We start from the raw sequence: 15,880 nt of genomic DNA, 5'->3' as shown, positions 1-15,880 counted from the left end.
AGCGGTATAAGGGTGTTCGACCCGGACGCCCCCGAGCGGACGACGGTCAGTCGTCGGCGGCGGCCGCCGATTCCCGATCGGCCTTCAGCCGGCGAGCGTACGCGACGAAGTTGTCGAAGATCGGTTTTACCTCACAGGCGGCGTCGTAGGCGTCGGGCGTGATCGCATCTAAAACGGCGTCGACGCGGGCGTCAGTGAGCCGCTCGCGTTTGCCCTCCGTGACCTCGCGAGCGGTGTCGATGTCGTATTCCGGGTGGAACTGGACGCCCCAGCAGTGACCGTCGCGGAACGCGTGGACCCCGTGGTCGTTCTCGGCGAGCAGCGTTGCGTTCGGCGGGAGATCGATGACCGTGTCGCCGTGCGTCGTGAAGACGGTGAACTCCTCGTCGACGCCCTCGAACAGCGGGTCGTCCCCGCGGTGTCGCACCGTGTTGTAGCCGATCTCGAACCCGTCCATCCCGGCGACGCGTCCGCCGAGTGCCTCCGCGAGCACTTGGTGGCCGTAACAGACGCCGAGCACCGGTACGCCCGCGTCGGCGACGTCGGCGACGTACTCGATGAGCGGGGGGATCCACGCCTCGTCCCAGTAGACCGAGGACCGAGACCCGGTGACCACGACGCCGTCGAAGTCGGTGTGGTCGGGGAGGTGGCCGTTCGCGGCGTCGAACTCCACGAGGTCGGCGTCGAGTTCGCGACGGAAGTTCCGCCGGGTGTTCCCGTCTGTTTGTGCCGCGTTCAAGAGCGCAAACCGGAGGCGTGTCATTGCCCGTATCGAGGCGCGAGAAACTGAAAACGGTTGTGGCGCGTCGATCACTCCGCGAACGGATCGTCGGCGTGTTCCGCGAGCCAACCGGCCAGCGCGTCGTTGACCGCGGCGGACGCCTCCACCCCGACGAGGTGGCGCGCGTCTTCGACCACGAGCGACTCGCCGCGCGGGAGCCCGTCGGTGAGCGTCTCCGCGGCGGTGAGCGGACAGACCGCGTCAGCCGCGCCGTGGACGACGAGCGTCGGCGTCGTGATCTCGTACAGCCGACCCGATACGTCGAATCCCTCCACGGCCGCGCGGTGGGCCTCGAACGTCTCGCGGTCGGCGTCCTCTCCGAGCCGCCAGTCCGTGATCCGCGAGAGCACGTCCGGGTGCGTCTCGCGGAACGACTCGGAGAGGAGCCCCCTCAGCGATCCCTCGACCGCCGCCGGCGCCGACGGATCGGCCCACACTCCCTCGGAGTTGTAGGAAGCGCCCGACGGCGGCGTTCCGACGACGGTCAGGCTCGCGGGGCGCGACGAGGCGAGTGCGTACGCGAGCCCGACCATCCCACCCAGTCCGTAGCCGACGACGTGAGCGTTCCGTATCCCCGCATCGGCGCAGACGGCGTCGATGTCGCTCGCGAGCGCTTCGACCGCGTACGGGCCGGGCGGCGCGTCGGACCGACCGACCCCCCGCGTCTCAGGCGTGACGACCGTATGTGGCCCCGCGAGCGCGGCGTGTTGCCAGCCGAACTGCCACGCGCCGAGGCCGACGTCCCCGCAGAACACGACCGCCTCGTCGGCGTCGCCCGCGTCAGGCGCGTCGACTTCGTACCGGATCGAGACGCCGGCGTTATCGGCTCTCGGCATCGGTGAGATCCCCGCGAGTCACGCCTCTTGGACGCTGCGCACTATCTCCGGTGCCGCCTCCAGGGCCTCGTCGAGCGCGTCGACATCCGGCCCGCCGCCCTGTGCGAAGTCCGGCGGACCGCCGCCCCCGCCGCCGACCCGGTCGGCGAGCGCCGCGACGACCTGCCCGGCGTTGACCCCGACGCCGTCGGGGACGCCGACGACGAAGCTCGCGGAGCCGCCGGCACCGCTTCCGACGACGGCGATCTTCCCGTCATCGACGTGGGCGTTCGCCGTCGCGCGCAGCTCGTCGGCGTCGCCGTCGAGACGCTGGATGACGGCCGTCGTTCCGGCGACCTCGACCTCCTCGGCGTCGGCACCGCCGGACGCCCGCGCAGCCGCGAGTTCCTCTTTGAGCGACTCGATCTCTTTGCCCCGCGCCTTCCACTCCTCGAAGAACCGCTCGGCCGTCTCGGGCACGTCGAGCGGGTCGACGTCGAGGGCGTCGGCGGCGTCGTACAGCGCGTCCTCGGTTCGCTGGGTCGCCTCGACCGCCGCGCCGGCGGCGGCGAAGACGATCCGTTCGACGCCGTCTTGAACCGGCTCCGTCTTCAGCACCTTCACCGCGCCGATCTGTCCGGTGCGGTCGACGTGCGTGCCGGCGCACGCCTGCACGTCGGCGTCGCCGACGTGGATGAGCCGAACGTTGGTTCCCGGCGGGACGCCGCCTTGGTACAGGTCGAAGCCGTGTTCGGCTTCCGCCTCGTTTCGGTCCGGCCACTCCTGACTGACCGCCACGTCCTCGCGAACGAGATCGTTCGCGACCCGTTCGATCGCTTTGACCTGATCGCGGGTGATCCGGTCGTAGTGGCGCACGTCGAGCCGCGAGGAGTCGATCCCCTTCTGTGCGCCCGCCTGCCGGACGTGGTCGCCGAGCACCTCGCGGGCCGCGTGCCCGATGAGGTGGGTCGCGGTGTGGTGTGCGCGGAGCCGGTCGCGGCGGTCGCCGTCGACCTGCCCGCGAACGAACTCGCCCTTTCCGGGATCGGCGTCCGCGTGATGGAGCACGACCCCGTCCACCTCCTGTACATCGGTCACGTCGACCGTGGTCTCTCCCGCCGTGAGCTGTCCTCGGTCCGCGGGCTGGCCGCCCCCTTCGGGGTAGAACATCGTCTGGTCCAACACGACGTCGTACCCCTCTTCGCGCTCGAACACGTCGAGGACGACCGCCTCGAACTCGGTGCGTCCCTGATCGTCATAAAAGAGCTTCTCCGTCTCGGGGAGATCGGCGAACCGCTCGTCGTGTTCGGCCGCCGCGTCGTCGCCGTCGGCCTCCTCGTGGCGGTCGGCGACGAGCGCGTAGAAGTCGTCGGGAACGTCGACGGTCGCGCCGCGCTCCGCCGCGATCTCGGCGACCATGTCCGGCTGGATCCCGTGTGAGTCGTACAGCTCCAGTAGCGTCTCGGTCGGGATCGGATCGCCGGTCCCCGCGTACTCGTCGGCGAGCTGTTCGACCTTTCGAGAGCCGCGCTCCAGCGTCTTGCGATACTTCCGCTCCTCGCTGCGGACGATCTCGCGGATCGTATCGCGGTTCTCGTAGCCGAGCCGATCGGCTTGCATGTCTACCAGCTCGTCGAGCGGGGCGTCGACGCCGACCTCGTCGACCAGCCGTTTCATCCGGCGGAGCACCATCCGCGCGAGGTATCCGGTGCCGACGTTCGAGGGAACGATGCCGTCGCCGAACATGTACGCGAGCGTCCGCGAGTGGTCCGCGATCGCGTAGATCGATTCGAGCGGCTCGACCAGCTCGCGGAGCCGGTCGACGTCGACGTCGAGCCGTTCGGCGATGTCGCCACGGGCGGCCTCCACGTCGTCGACGTCGTCGATGTCGAGCCGCCCGGAGAGCTTCGCCGCGCGATGGACGATATCGCGCTCCTCGGCCGTGTGTTCGATGCCGGCGTTTTCCTTGAGGAAGTCTATAGCGTCCGGATAGATGGCCTCGTAGACGGTGGCGGTCCCCTGACTCATCCACGTCCACCGCTCGAGCCCGTACCCGGTGTCGACGATGTAGGTGTCCATGAACGAGTACGTGTGCCCGTCTTTCATCTCGTAGTCGCCGTCGGGGTCCCGTTCCATGCACATGAACACGAGCGTCGCCAGCTCCGCGCCCTTGTAGATGACCTCGATGGCGGGACCGGCGTTGCCGCCGCCGACCCACGGGTCCTCGATGTAGGTGATCTCATCTAGGTCGGCACCCAGACTCTCGAACAACTCGTCGCAGTACCGGACGGTCTCGTCTTTCCAGTACACCTCGCCCTCGTAGGCGTACTCCTCGTCGGCGTCCTCACGCGTGTTGAACGCGTGATGGGCCATCATCTCGAACGCCATGGTGTGCCGACCGGTCTTCCCGACGTTATCGATGTCCTGCATCCGGATGCAGGGCTGTGAGATGGTGAGCGGATTCGCCGGCGGCGGCGTCTGTCCGGACGTGACAAGCGGCTGGAAGTCGTAGATAGACGCCTGTGTCAGGAGTACGTCGTCGCGCCAGCGGTTCGCCGCCACCGGGTAGGGGTCGATCCGCTCGTGGTCGTGCTCTTCGAAGAAGGAGAGGAACGCTTCACGCATCTCAGACAGCGAGTGCGGCTCCGGGAACCCCGGATCGTCGATGAAGCTGTAGTCCGCACAGGGCGGCTCGCCGCAGTGTTCTCGCTCGTGGTCGCGGGTCCAGAAGTGCGCGCCACAGGAGGGGCACTCCTTACGCTCGAACCCTTCCTCTTCGAAGTACTCGAGCCGGTACTCCGCTTCGAGATCGCTCATTACAGCAACGTGGCCCGTGTTGGTGCAAAAGGGTTCCGGGGTGGCTGCGGGCTGTCTCCGAGTCCGAAACGGCCTTACGCCGCGGGCCCGCCTCTCCGGCATATGGTCGAGAACGTCGTCTATCCCGCGTACTTCGACGCCGAACGGTCGCGGTCGGCGGGCCGTCGCGTCCCGATGGATCTGGCGGTCGAAGATCCGACCGTCGACGAGATCGCGAAGGCAGTCCAGCAGATCGGCTACGACGCGGCGATCGAACGCGATAAGACCTACTCCCGCGAGTTCGAACCCCGCGGAATGGTGATCGTTCGTGGGACCGAGGACACGGCCAAAAACGACCTCGTGCAGGCGATCGCCGCCTACCTCGGGGTCATCCGAGAGTAGCGATGCGACGAGTGGGCACCGTCGTCCGTACCGCCGGCGGGCTGGCGATAGCTCGCGCCGAGGCGGGCGAAGAGCCGCCGCGGATCGGCTCGTCCGTCGTCGACGAGTCGCTCTCGACGGTCGGCCGCGTGGTCGACGTGTTCGGACCCGTCGACCGCCCCTACGTGGCGGTGACGCCGAACGACGGCGTCGGACTCGCGTCGCTCGTCGGCGGGAAGATGTACGCACGCTGAAGCGGACCGCGGCCGAACACGCCGGCTACGCCGGGTTCGGATCGTCCGATCGTTCCTCGTCGCCCCGGAGCACGTCGAAGTCGGCGAGCGTCTTCGTCGTGCGGGCGAGCCGCTCCGCGACGAGCAGCTTCTCCGTCCGCTCCAGCCGCGCCCAGTCGAATCCCTCGGGCGGCGACTCCTCGAAGGCCCGGAACTGCCGGAAGGCCGCCTCGTTGACGAACCGCTCGAAGGAGCCGCAGTTCGGACACGTCACGGAGAGGTGGGAGGTGTCGAACGCGCGGTCCACCGTGTGGTCGAGACAGGAGAGACAGCGGTATGCGCGAGATCGGCTCACACGTCACCTGTGGGGCCGCGGGCGCTAATACCTGCGGGTAGCGGAGCGATCTGAGGGGAAGACACAAAAAGAGAAAAGCGAATAAAGCGGTCTCGCGTCCGTCAGAAGACGGCCGACGCCGCCGCCTCGGCGGTCTCGATGACCGGACCGAAGCCGGGAAGCAGAAGCACCGTCGCGACCGCGGCGAACACGACCGCGGCGTACAGCGCCGTCGGCCGCACGTCGATCGCGTCGAGCGCGCTCTGTGAGTCCGGATCGTCGATGAACAGCGCCTTCACGACCCGACTGTAGTAGTACAGCGAGATCACGCTGTTCACCGCACCGAGCGCCGCGAGCCACAGGAAGCCGTTGTCGATGGCGGCCTGGAACAGGAAGTACTTCGAGAAGAACCCGGCGAACGGCGGGAGCCCCGCGAGCGAGAACATGAACACGGCCATCGCGGTCGACGCGACGGGCGCGCGCTGCGCGAGCCCCGCGTAGTCCGCGAACGTCCGACCGACGCCCCACCGCTCCGCCATCGCGACGAAGAGGAACGCGCCGGTGTTCATGAACCCGTAGACGAGCAGGTGCGCCATCGCCGCGCCCATCACGGTCCCGTTGGCCGGGCCGCCGGCCGAGAGTGCCGCGAGACCGATGAGCGCGTATCCGGCGTGGCCGATGGAGGAGTACGCCAGCATCCGTTTGACCTCCTCTTGAACGGCCGCCGCGAAGTTCCCGAGCGTCATCGTCACGGCCGCGAGAATCCCGAACGCGAGCACCCAGTCGATGTTCGCGGCGACGGACGCGCCGATCGGGAACGCCTCCGTGAACAGCTGGAACGCCACCACGAAGCCGGCGGCCTTCGAGGCCGACGAGAGGAACGCGCTCACGGGTGCGGGCGCGCCCTCGTACGCCTCGGGTGCCCAGAAGTGGAACGGGACCGAGGCGGTCTTGAACGCCACGCCGCCGATGATCATCACGATCCCGATGCCGGCGACCCCGGCGAGTTCGTCGATCGAGCCGAACGCTTCGGCCACGTCACCGAACAGCAGCGACCCGGTCGCCGCGTACACGAGCGAGATGCCGAACAGGAATATCGCCGACGAGAGCGCACCTACGAGGAAGTACTTCATCCCCGCTTCGACACTCCCGCGGTTCTGTTTCAGGAACGCCACGAGTACGTACGACGGCAGCGACACCATCTCCAAGGCGACGAAGACGACCGCGAGCGAGTTGGCGACCGCGAGAAGCGCCATCCCCGTCGTCGCGAACAGCGCGAGCGAGTAGAACGCCGCGGGGTTCGAGTGGTCGTGGAAGTAGTCGTGGGCGGCGACGACGACGAGCGCCGTCACCGACGTGAAGATGGCGATGAAAAACAGCGCCATCGTGTCCACCGCTATCGTGTCTGCGAACAGGTGAACCGCGCCCGTGTCGACGCCAACCGTCCCGGAGACGACGAGCCACGCGGTCGCCGCGAGCGCGCCCAGCGAACCGAGCGCGCTGACGACCGCCATCGAGGTGTTCGACCGATCGTCCGGCCGAACAGTATCGACCAACAGCAGCACGAGTCCGGTGAGTGCCAACAGCAGCACCGGGAGCAGTGCCGTCACCGCAGTCGGCGCGTTAACCATCGACCGTCACCCCCTCGACCACGGGCAGCGCAGCGTCACGGATCATCTCGAAGAAGATGTCGGGTGCGACACCGAGCACGATGATCGCCACCAGCAGCACCGCGAGGGGGGCGACGTCGTGGAACGGTGCAGGGCCGACCTCGTAGTCGGTCTCGAGGTGGAACGGCCCGAACAGCGTGCTCTGCATCGCCGACAGCAGGTAGCCGGCGACGATGACGATACCGAACATCGCGAGCGCGGTGAACACGGGTGCGTACGGGAGCGCTGGCGCGGCAAAGGAGCCCACGAAGATGAAGAACTCACCGGCGAAGCCGGCCATCAGAGGCAGTCCCATGTAGCCGAACGCCCCGGCGACCAGGATGCCGACCGTGATCGGCATCCGGTCGGCCATCCCGGCCATGTCGCCGACCATCCGCGTGTGCGTCGCGTTGTACACGACCCCGACGGCCATGAACATCAATCCGGAGATGAGGCCGTGCGCGACCATCTGGAAGGTCGCGCCGCCCACACCGTACTCCGTGAACACGACGAGCCCGAGGATGACGTACCCCATCGACGAGACGGAGGAGTACGCGACGATGCGCTTGAGATCCTTCTGTGCCAGCGCCAGCATCGCGCCGTAGATGACGCTGATGACGGCGATGGCGGCGATCGGGACCGCCAAGGCGGACGCCTGCTCCGGAAGCATCGTGAAGTTGAACCGGAGCAGCGCGTACGTCCCCATCTTCAGGAGGACGCCGGCGAGCAGCACCGACACCGGCGTCGGCGCTTCGACGTGGGCGTCCGGGAGCCACGTGTGCACCGGGACGATGGGAACTTTCACCGCGAACCCGAGGAACATCGCGAGGAACGCGACTAGTGCCATCCGTTCGGGCGAGATGCCGAACCACGTGGAGAGATCACCGGCCGCGATGGCCTGCGTGATCTCCGGGAGAGCGAACGAGCCCACCGAGTCGCCGAGCGCGAACACCAGCGACATGAACCCGATGAACATCAGGAGCGACGCCGCGTTCGTGTACACGAAGAACTTGATCGCGGCGTACTTCCGGCGCGGACCGCCCCAGATGCCGATGAGGAAGTACATCGGCACGAGGACGGCCTCCCAGAAGATGAACCACAGGAAGAAGTCCAGCGCCGTGAACACGCCGAGGAGGTTGGCCTCCATGAACAGCATGAGCCCGTAAAACTGACTCTGTCGGGAGTCGATCGGTGTCCACGCGCTCACGATCGCGAGCGGCACGAGGAACGTGGTGAGGACCACGAGCGGGAGGCTGATCCCGTCGAGGCCGACGAACCACGAGACCGACCGACCGCCCACTTCGAGCCACTCGACCTGCGTCTGGAAGGCGATATCTCCGCCTGTGAGCGCGTTTCCGGAGCCGTCGAATTCGGACCAGAGGTACAGCGATCCCGCGAACGGGAGCAGACTGAGCGCGAACGCCAGCTTGCCGGCCCACTCGTTAGGTGCGAGGAGGACGACGAGCGCGCTCACGAACGCGACCGCGATGAGCGCTTCGAGTATCACAGGAACCACCCCCCGGTCACGCCGAGGACCAGAACGAGAGCGACCAGCCCCAGCGTCAACAGCGCCGCGTACTGAGAGACGACGCCGCTCTGGAGCCGACGGATCCGGTTCCCGCCGAAGAGGCTCACCGACGAGACGCCGTTGACGACGCCGTCGACGATCCCCTGATCGAAGACGTTGGCCGCGCCGGCCACGTCTTCGGTACGATACGCGAGCCATACCTGCAGTTCGTCGAGGTAGTAGTTGTTGTACAGCACGTCTTTGATCCCGCCGAGCTTCGCCGTGTGTTCCGTCGGCGACGGAACGCCGTAGAGCCGCCACGCGAGCCCGAGGCCGGTCAGCGCCAGCCCGAGGGAGACCGCCGCGCCGACGAGGACCGTGCCGACTTCCCCACCGACGATGTACTGGCTACTGTACGGGCCGAGGTCGGCGTAGTGGTGCGAGGAGAGCCCCTCGATACCTCCCCACTCGTTGTCGAGCCACCGGTGAAGGACGTCGATCCCCTCGATGCCGAGCACCTTCTGGACCGGTACCATGTTGATGACGCCGGTGACGACCGCGAGCGACCCGAGCACCGTCAGGGGGCCCTTCACGTTCCAGCGGACGGATTCGGGGTCGCGAGCGGTGTCGCTGCGCGGCTCGCCGTGGAAGGTCAAAAAGACCATCCGGAACGTGTAGAAGGCGGTGACGGGGACCGCGAGCAGCCCCATCAGGTAGCCGCCGAACAACAGCGGCTCGCCGGGCGCGTGGACGAGCGCCTCGTAGAGGATCTCGTCTTTCGACCAGAAGCCGGCGAACGGGAAGATCCCCGCGAGCGCCAGCGAGCCGGCTAGGAAGGTGTAGTAGGTAACGGGGAGCTTCGATTTCAGCCCGCCCATGTCCCACATGTCCTCGTTGTGGTGCATCGCGATGATGACCGAGCCCGCGCCCAAGAAGAGCAGGGCCTTGAAGAACGCGTGAGTGGTCAGGTGGAAGACGGCGGCCACGTACCCGCCCGCGCCGAGCGCGAGCATCATGTACCCGTACTGCGAGATGGTGGAGTACGCGAGCACCTGCTTCAGTTCGTCTTTCACCACGCCCATCGTCGCCGCGAACAGCGCGGTGAAGCCGCCGATGAAGGCGATGACCGCGAGCGCGGTCGGCGACAGCGCGTAGAAGCCGTACATGCGGGCGACGAGATAGACGCCGGCCGCGACCATCGTCGCGGCGTGGATCAGCGCGGAGACGGGCGTCGGGCCCTCCATCGCATCGGGGAGCCACGTGTGCAGCGGGAACTGCGCCGACTTCCCGACGACCCCACCTAACACGAGCAGCCCGACGATCGTGAACCACGTGTCGAGCGCGAGCCCGCCGGGCGTCCACGCGACCTCACCGGCCTCCGCGAGCGCCGGGAACGATTCCGGTCCGGCGAACTGGGCGGTGCCGAACGTCGCGAGCACCGCCACGACGCCGATCAGGAAGAAGTAGTCGCCGAAGCGGGTGACTAAGAACGCCTTCTTCGCCGCCGAGGGCGGCCCCGGCTCCCGGAAGTGGAAGCCGATGAGCAGGTACGAGCAGAGTCCGACCAGCTCGAAGAACATGAACGCCATGAGCAGGTTGTCGGCGACGACGAATCCGAGCATCGACGCCGTGAACAGCCCGAGCCCCGCGTAGTACCGGGGGAGGCCCGTCTCGCCTTCGTCGTTCATGTAGCCGAGCGAGAACACGTGGACCAGAAGCGCCACGAGCGTCACGATGACGAGCATGAGCGCCGACAGCGGGTCGATCAGGATACCGAACGAGAGTTCGATGTCCGTCGGACCGATACCGCCCGCATCAGCCCACGTGTAGAGCGTGCGGTTCGCCGCCTGTCCTCCCGCCACGGTAGCGAGCACCCACAGCGAGAGCAGGAACGACCCCGCCGTCGCCGCGATGCCGCCGAAGGCACCGCCCTTCGGGAGGTACCTGCCCGCCCCGAGCGCGACGAGGAACGAGAAGAACGGGAGGAGCACGATCGCCGGAACGTATGAGAACACGTCTATCATGTTACCACCTCATCTCCGTTGGAACGGTGACGTCTGTGACGCCGAAGTTGCGGTACAACACCAGGATGATGCCGATGCCGATGGCGACCTCGGCGGCGGCGAGCGCGATGACGAACAGCGCGAACACCTGTCCGGTGAGGTCACCGTAGTACAGCGCGAACGCGACGAAGTTGATGTTCGCGGCGTTCATCATGAGCTCGACGCTCATGAGGAAATACAGCGCGGACCGACGTGTGAGCACGCCGAACAGCCCGATACAGAACACCGTGGCCGCCAGCAACAGGTACCACGACGGCGGGATGGACGCGGCGACGGCGGTCACTGCCGGTCACCTCCGTCGCGGCCGCCGTCGGTGAACGCCTGTCCGACCGCTGCGACGATCGAGCCGTCTTCCTCGCGTTTCGCCAGATACACCGCACCGTCGACGGCGACGTCGAGGGCGACGGCGGCGATCAGGAAGGTGGCGAGGAACCCCTCCGCGGGGACCGTCGCCACGTCGTACTCGCCGAGGTCGAACAGGGCGTATCCGATGTTGTGAACGATCGACGCGTCGGCGGGGAACCCGGAAACCGCCCCGAACTCGGCCGAGAGGGCCGTGATGGCCATCAGGACGAACAGGGATCCGACCGCGACGACGGGGACGATCCGGCTTCCGTCTCCGGAACTCGAATCGCTCACGCGCTATTCACCTCCGTTTCCGTGTCCGATCGCGTGAGCATCACGGCGAACGTGACCAATATCAGAACCCCGCCCACGTAGACGAGGATCTGCATGGCGGCGATGAACTCCGCCTGTAACATCACGTAGTGCACCGCGACGCTCGTCAGGGCACCGCCCAGAAGCAACGCGGCGTGGAACACGTCGCGCGCCAGGACGACCCCGAGACTGAACGCCAGCGTGACCGCGGCGAACAGCCCGAACGCGATGGTAGCATAAACCATTGTGTGTGTCTCCTATGAGAGTGCCTTTGAAGATTTCGAGACGCGCCCGTTACTGGTAGTCGACCTCGCCGTCTCCCTCCCCGATCCACGCGCCGCGATCGGGGTTGCGGGATTCCAGCGGGTCGATCCCCTTGTACCACGGGACGTTCTTGAGCTGTTCTTTGTTGAACACGAAGTCATCTTTCGTGTCTGCGGTGAACTCGAAGTTCTGGGTCAACAGGATGGCGTCGACGGGACAGACCTCCTCACAGAGCCGGCAGTAGATACACTGCCCGATGTGGAGGTTGTACTGCTCGCCGTTACGCTGGTCGTCCTGAACGATCTGGATCGTATCGTTCGGACAGACGTTCTCGCACTGCCGACACCAGATACACCGCTCTTGGCTGAACTTGTGAACGCCGCGGAACCGCGGGCTCACCTCGGGAGCGTCCTCCGGGTATTCCACCGTGAAGGTCGTCCCGTCCAGCGCGTGTTTCATCGTCGTCGCCATGGATTTCATGAGTCCGATCATATCAGGCGATCACCCCCACGATTACGGCCGTGAGCACCAAGTTCGCGAACGACAGCACCAGCATTCCCTTCCAGCCGATCTCTATCAGCTGGTCGATACGGACGCGCGGCAGCGCCGCGCGGGCCCACTGCGTGAACAGGAAGAAGCCCCAGATCTTCACCACGAACCAGATGAAGCCGATGCTCTCCGGACCGGGCCCGGAGGCACCACCGAGGAACGTCACGGCGAGGATCGCCCCGCCGAGGAAGATGTGGACGAACTCTCCAAGGTAGAAGAGGACGAAGTACGCCGAGGAGTACTCGGTCTGGTATCCGGCGACGATCTCGGTGGGTGCCTCCGGAATGTCGAACGGGTTCCGCCCGATCTCCGCCATGTTCGCCGTGAGGAACAGCACGAACGCGAACGGGTTCACGAACGCGTACCACGACGGGATCGAGACCCCGGCTATCGTGACGAGCGTTTCCGTCTGCGCGCCGACGATACCGCTCATCTGGAGCGTGCCGGCGAAGATCACGACCGACATCGCCGTGACGATGAGCGGGATCTCGTACGCGAGGTTCTGTGCGACCGCCCGGAGTCCGCCGAGCAGCGAGTACTTGTTATTCGACGCGTAGCCGGCCATCACCAGCGATATCGATGCGATAGATGCGAACGCGAACACCAGCGCGAACCCGACTTCGGGGTCGGCGAGGTGGAAGTTGATCGGGCCGAGCCGTCCCATCGGGATCACGGCGAACCCGAGCAGCGCGGACGCCGGCAGGATGATCGGCGCGATGTCCCACGACGGGCGGTCGACGCCCTCGGGAACGATCAGCTCCTTCGCGAGCAGCTGGACCGCGGACGCCGGGATGATGAGAAGCCCGAACGGCCCGACGCGGTTGACCGCGATCCGGTCGGTGAACGCCGCCGTGATCTTCCGTTTCGCCCACGGGCCCGCGACGCCCGTGAACGCGAGGACGATGTTCCCGACGACCGCCGCGGCGATGAGCGCCGCGACGACCTCGCCGAGCACGCCCGGTAGCCCGAACGTCTCTACGAGCCACTCGGGGAACAGCTGTGCGGGTGCCGTCCCCATCAGCGGTCCACCTCCCCGAGCACGATATCGAGGCTCCCGAGCGCCGCGATGACGTCGGGGATGTACTCGCCGTTCGCCATCTCAGGCAGCGTCTGCAGGTTCGAGAAGCACGGCGACCGGATCTTGAACCGCGCTGGCTTGTCTGTCCCGTCGGCGCGGATGTAGATGCCGAGTTCGCCCTTCGCGCCCTCTACGGAGCGGTAGATCTCGGTGTCGTCGTCGGGACGCAGCGTGCGCGGTACGTTCGCTTGGATGTTCCGTTCGTCTTCCGGCCAGTCCTCGAGCAGGTCGACGCACTGCTCGATGATCTTCGCCGACTCCTCGACTTCACGCATCCGGACGAGCAGGCGGCTGAAGTTGTCACAGCCGTCCTCGGTCACGACGTCCCAGTCGAGTTCGTCGTAGTAGCCGTACGGGTCGTCGCGCCGCAGGTCGTAGTCGATCCCGGACCCGCGAGCGACCGGCCCGGTCGCGCCGTAGTTCTTCGCGACCTCGGGCGGCAGAATCCCCGTGTCGATCGTCCGCATCTGGAAGATCTCGTTCGACGTGACGAGGTTGTGGTACTCCTCGACAGACTCGGGGAGCTGGTCGAGGAAGTCGCGCGTCTTCGAGAAGAACTCCTCGCGCGGCTCCGGCAGGTCCCAGACGACCCCGCCGAGCCGGAAGTAGTTGAACATCAGCCGCTGGCCCGTCAGGTCCTCCAAGAGGTCCTGCACGCGCTCGCGGTCGTTGATGGCGTACATGAACGTCGCCGTGAAGTCGCCGTTCACGTCGAGTGCGAACGTGGCGAGCGCGAGCATGTGCGCCGCGATGCGGCACATCTCCGCGCCCATCGTCCGGATCACCTGCGCGTACTCTGGTACCTCGATGTCCGCGAGGTCTTCGGCCGCGCGCGCGTACGCCCACTCGTTGAGCAGCCCCGCCGAGATGTAGTCCCAGCGGTCCGGGTACGGCATGATCTGGTGACGATAGGTCCCCGACTGGGCCATCTGCTCTTCGCTGCGGTGGAGGTAGCCGATATCGGGCTCGACGTCGACGACCTGCTCGCCGTCGAGCACCGTCTTCAGATGGAGCACGCCGTGCGTCGCCGGGTGATGCGGCCCGATGTTGAGGAACATCGTGTCGGACTCGTCGTCCCTGTGGTGTTCCTGGAGCGGGTTCGCGTGTTCCGGGAGCGTGGCTATCTGGGGACGGTCCCTGTCGTAGTCCATCGACAGCGGGTGTCCCTGCCACGTCTCGGGCAGCAGGATCCGCCGGAGATCGGGGTGCTCGTCGTACTCGATGCCGATCAGGTCGTACGCCTCCCGCTCGTGCCAGTCGGCGGTGCGGAAGACTGGTTCGCCCGTCTCCGAGACGGGATCGTCTTTGTCGGCGGGCACGACGACGCTCACCTCTTGGGTGGGGTCATCGAACTTCTTCAGGTGATATATCGACTCGTAGCGGTTCTCGTACTCCTGGGCGGTGACCACGGAGAGGTGATCGTACCCGGCCTGCTCTTTCAGGATCGAAAGCGTTTCCTGGACCGTGTCCGGGCGAATGACGAACCCGGGCGCGTTCAGGTGGTCGTCTCGGTCGACGACGAGGTCGCCGAGCAGGGCTTCGAGTTCGTCCGGCGTCTGCGCCGGGACTCCGTCGTCGACGGTGTCTGGTCGTTCGAGGCTCATGGCGAATCAGCGAAGTTGTACCGCATGACGAGTTCGTCGTCGTCGATCTGGTCGGCGAGCTTGTCGACGAGCTCGTCGCGTTCGAGGTCCGAGAACTCCTCCAGCTCGTACGGCTTGACCGTCACCGGCGAGGCCTCGCCGTTGGCGACGCGCTCTTGCAGCTTCACGACCCCGTAGACGAGCGCCTCGGGGCGAGGCGGACAGCCCGGGACGTGGATGTCGATCGGGATGACCTCCTCTGCGCCCTTGATCACGTTGTACCCCTCCTGGAACGGGCCGCCGGAGATGGTACACGAGCCCATGCCGACGACGAACTTCGGCTCGGGCATCTGGTCGTAGACGCGTTTCATCCGCGGAGCGAACTTCGAGACGATCGTCCCGGGGACGATCATCACGTCGGCCTGTCGCGGGGAGGCGCGGGGAACGCCCGAGCCGAACCGGTCGAGGTCGTGTTTCACCGCGTAGGTGTGCATCATCTCGATGCTACAGCAGGCGATCCCGAACTGTAGCATGAACATCGAGGATCCCCGACACCAGTTCAGGAACTTGTCGAACTTGGTGAGGATGAAAGGCGAGGAGCCGAACGCCTCCCGGAGTCGGGAGTTGAACCGGTCGCCCTGCCCGGTCATTCGTGCGTCGCGGGTCTCGGTTACGACTTGCGATTCGTCGGTGATGAAAGGTTGATCGCTGCTCATTTGGTGAGGTCACGCTCCGTCTTTCTGCTGGTCGCGCGCGGGCTCCGGGCCCAACTGATGGCCCCGGACCGCCACGCCCAGACGAGCCCGATGGCGAGGATGCCGACGAACGCCAGCATCGGCCACAGGAGGGCGGTCATCGGGACGCCGGCCTGTATCGCCGGACGGTAGATGACGGCCCACGGGAACAGCAACACGGTCTCGATGTCGAACACGACGAACAACAACGCAACCATGTAATACTGGATGTTGAACCGGATCCGCGTCGTGCCCGTCGGCGTCTCGCCGGACTCGTAGGTGGTACTTTTACCGGTCTCAGGCACGCTCGGACGGAGCAACGCCGACACGCTCATCATCCCGAGTGGGATGAGCAGGCCGACGGCCGCCAAGGCGCCGATCGCTATCCAATCGCTCATATAGGTCTCCGTAACGTGCGAGGATTTGGACCGCCCCCTCATAAGCGTTGAGACTTGT

The 15,880-nt window shown here is 66.4% G+C and carries 17 protein-coding genes; 2 read left to right on the top strand and 15 right to left on the bottom strand.

The window, feature by feature from the left end:
• Window positions 1-46: 46 nt before the first annotated feature.
• Genes ACZ45C_RS13085 through alaS form a run of 3 tightly spaced genes read right to left on the bottom strand, consistent with a single transcriptional unit; the run spans window position 47 to window position 4,413 of the window.
• Window positions 47-763, bottom strand: coding sequence for a type 1 glutamine amidotransferase (locus ACZ45C_RS13085; protein WP_460561228.1), 717 nt, complete (start codon window positions 761-763; stop codon window positions 47-49).
• Window positions 764-810: 47 nt separating this feature from the next.
• Window positions 811-1,617, bottom strand: coding sequence for an alpha/beta fold hydrolase (locus ACZ45C_RS13080; RefSeq protein WP_460561230.1), 807 nt, complete (start codon window positions 1,615-1,617; stop codon window positions 811-813).
• 18 nt (window positions 1,618-1,635) lie between these two features.
• A complete protein-coding gene (alaS, locus tag ACZ45C_RS13075) occupies window positions 1,636-4,413 on the bottom strand; it encodes an alanine--tRNA ligase (protein WP_460561232.1) in 2,778 nt (925 codons plus the stop codon).
• 102 nt (window positions 4,414-4,515) lie between these two features.
• On the opposite strand from alaS, the gene srp19 reads away from it, so the two are divergent.
• Complete coding sequence (gene srp19 / locus ACZ45C_RS13070) at window positions 4,516-4,794, top strand: signal recognition particle subunit SRP19 (protein WP_460561234.1); 279 nt, start codon at window positions 4,516-4,518, stop codon at window positions 4,792-4,794.
• 2 nt (window positions 4,795-4,796) lie between these two features.
• Window positions 4,797-5,027: an H/ACA ribonucleoprotein complex subunit GAR1 gene (locus ACZ45C_RS13065; RefSeq protein ID WP_460561236.1), complete on the top strand. Its 231-nt coding sequence runs from the start codon at window positions 4,797-4,799 to the stop codon at window positions 5,025-5,027.
• Window positions 5,028-5,052: 25 nt separating this feature from the next.
• Here the strand turns inward: ACZ45C_RS13065 and ACZ45C_RS13060 are convergent, their stop codons facing one another.
• The 12 genes from ACZ45C_RS13060 to ACZ45C_RS13005 form a co-directional block, all read right to left on the bottom strand.
• The gene (locus ACZ45C_RS13060; protein ID WP_460561238.1) at window positions 5,053-5,361 is read right to left on the bottom strand and encodes a hypothetical protein; all 309 of its coding nucleotides are present in this window, start codon (window positions 5,359-5,361) and stop codon (window positions 5,053-5,055) included.
• 101 nt (window positions 5,362-5,462) lie between these two features.
• Entirely contained in the window at window positions 5,463-6,971 is a 1,509-nt protein-coding gene (locus ACZ45C_RS13055) for an NADH-quinone oxidoreductase subunit N (protein WP_460561240.1), read from the bottom strand.
• Window positions 6,964-8,496, bottom strand: a complete 1,533-nt coding sequence (locus ACZ45C_RS13050) for a complex I subunit 4 family protein (RefSeq protein ID WP_460561242.1) — start codon at window positions 8,494-8,496, stop codon at window positions 6,964-6,966. The genes ACZ45C_RS13055 and ACZ45C_RS13050 overlap by 8 nt, the downstream gene beginning before the upstream one ends.
• Window positions 8,493-10,520: an NADH-quinone oxidoreductase subunit L gene (nuoL, locus tag ACZ45C_RS13045; protein WP_460561244.1), complete on the bottom strand. Its 2,028-nt coding sequence runs from the start codon at window positions 10,518-10,520 to the stop codon at window positions 8,493-8,495. The genes ACZ45C_RS13050 and nuoL overlap by 4 nt, the downstream gene beginning before the upstream one ends.
• 1 nt (window position 10,521) lies before the next feature.
• Complete coding sequence (gene nuoK / locus ACZ45C_RS13040) at window positions 10,522-10,842, bottom strand: NADH-quinone oxidoreductase subunit NuoK (protein WP_460561246.1); 321 nt, start codon at window positions 10,840-10,842, stop codon at window positions 10,522-10,524.
• A complete protein-coding gene (locus ACZ45C_RS13035) occupies window positions 10,839-11,126 on the bottom strand; it encodes a hypothetical protein (RefSeq protein ID WP_460561329.1) in 288 nt (95 codons plus the stop codon). Before ACZ45C_RS13035 ends, nuoK begins: the two co-directional genes overlap by 4 nt.
• A gap of 68 nt (window positions 11,127-11,194) precedes the next feature.
• Window positions 11,195-11,461: an NADH-quinone oxidoreductase subunit J gene (locus ACZ45C_RS13030; protein ID WP_256416531.1), complete on the bottom strand. Its 267-nt coding sequence runs from the start codon at window positions 11,459-11,461 to the stop codon at window positions 11,195-11,197.
• Window positions 11,462-11,510: 49 nt separating this feature from the next.
• The gene (locus tag ACZ45C_RS13025; RefSeq protein WP_006113010.1) at window positions 11,511-11,972 is read right to left on the bottom strand and encodes a NuoI/complex I 23 kDa subunit family protein; all 462 of its coding nucleotides are present in this window, start codon (window positions 11,970-11,972) and stop codon (window positions 11,511-11,513) included.
• Window position 11,973: 1 nt separating this feature from the next.
• On the bottom strand, window positions 11,974-13,047 hold the full coding sequence (locus ACZ45C_RS13020; RefSeq protein WP_460561249.1) for a complex I subunit 1/NuoH family protein: 1,074 nt from the start codon (window positions 13,045-13,047) through the stop codon (window positions 11,974-11,976).
• Window positions 13,047-14,711, bottom strand: coding sequence for an NADH-quinone oxidoreductase subunit D (locus ACZ45C_RS13015; RefSeq protein WP_460561251.1), 1,665 nt, complete (start codon window positions 14,709-14,711; stop codon window positions 13,047-13,049). The genes ACZ45C_RS13020 and ACZ45C_RS13015 overlap by 1 nt, the downstream gene beginning before the upstream one ends.
• Complete coding sequence (locus ACZ45C_RS13010; RefSeq protein ID WP_137782834.1) at window positions 14,708-15,406, bottom strand: NADH-quinone oxidoreductase subunit B; 699 nt, start codon at window positions 15,404-15,406, stop codon at window positions 14,708-14,710. Before ACZ45C_RS13010 ends, ACZ45C_RS13015 begins: the two co-directional genes overlap by 4 nt.
• Window positions 15,403-15,822, bottom strand: coding sequence for an NADH-quinone oxidoreductase subunit A (locus ACZ45C_RS13005; protein WP_460561253.1), 420 nt, complete (start codon window positions 15,820-15,822; stop codon window positions 15,403-15,405). The genes ACZ45C_RS13010 and ACZ45C_RS13005 overlap by 4 nt, the downstream gene beginning before the upstream one ends.
• Between the last annotated feature and the right edge of the window lie 58 nt (window positions 15,823-15,880).

The sequence above is a fragment of the Halorubrum pallidum genome (assembly GCF_055380345.1).
Note: the sequence above shows the minus strand (reverse complement) of the source record. Positions and strands in the feature narration are given on the sequence as shown.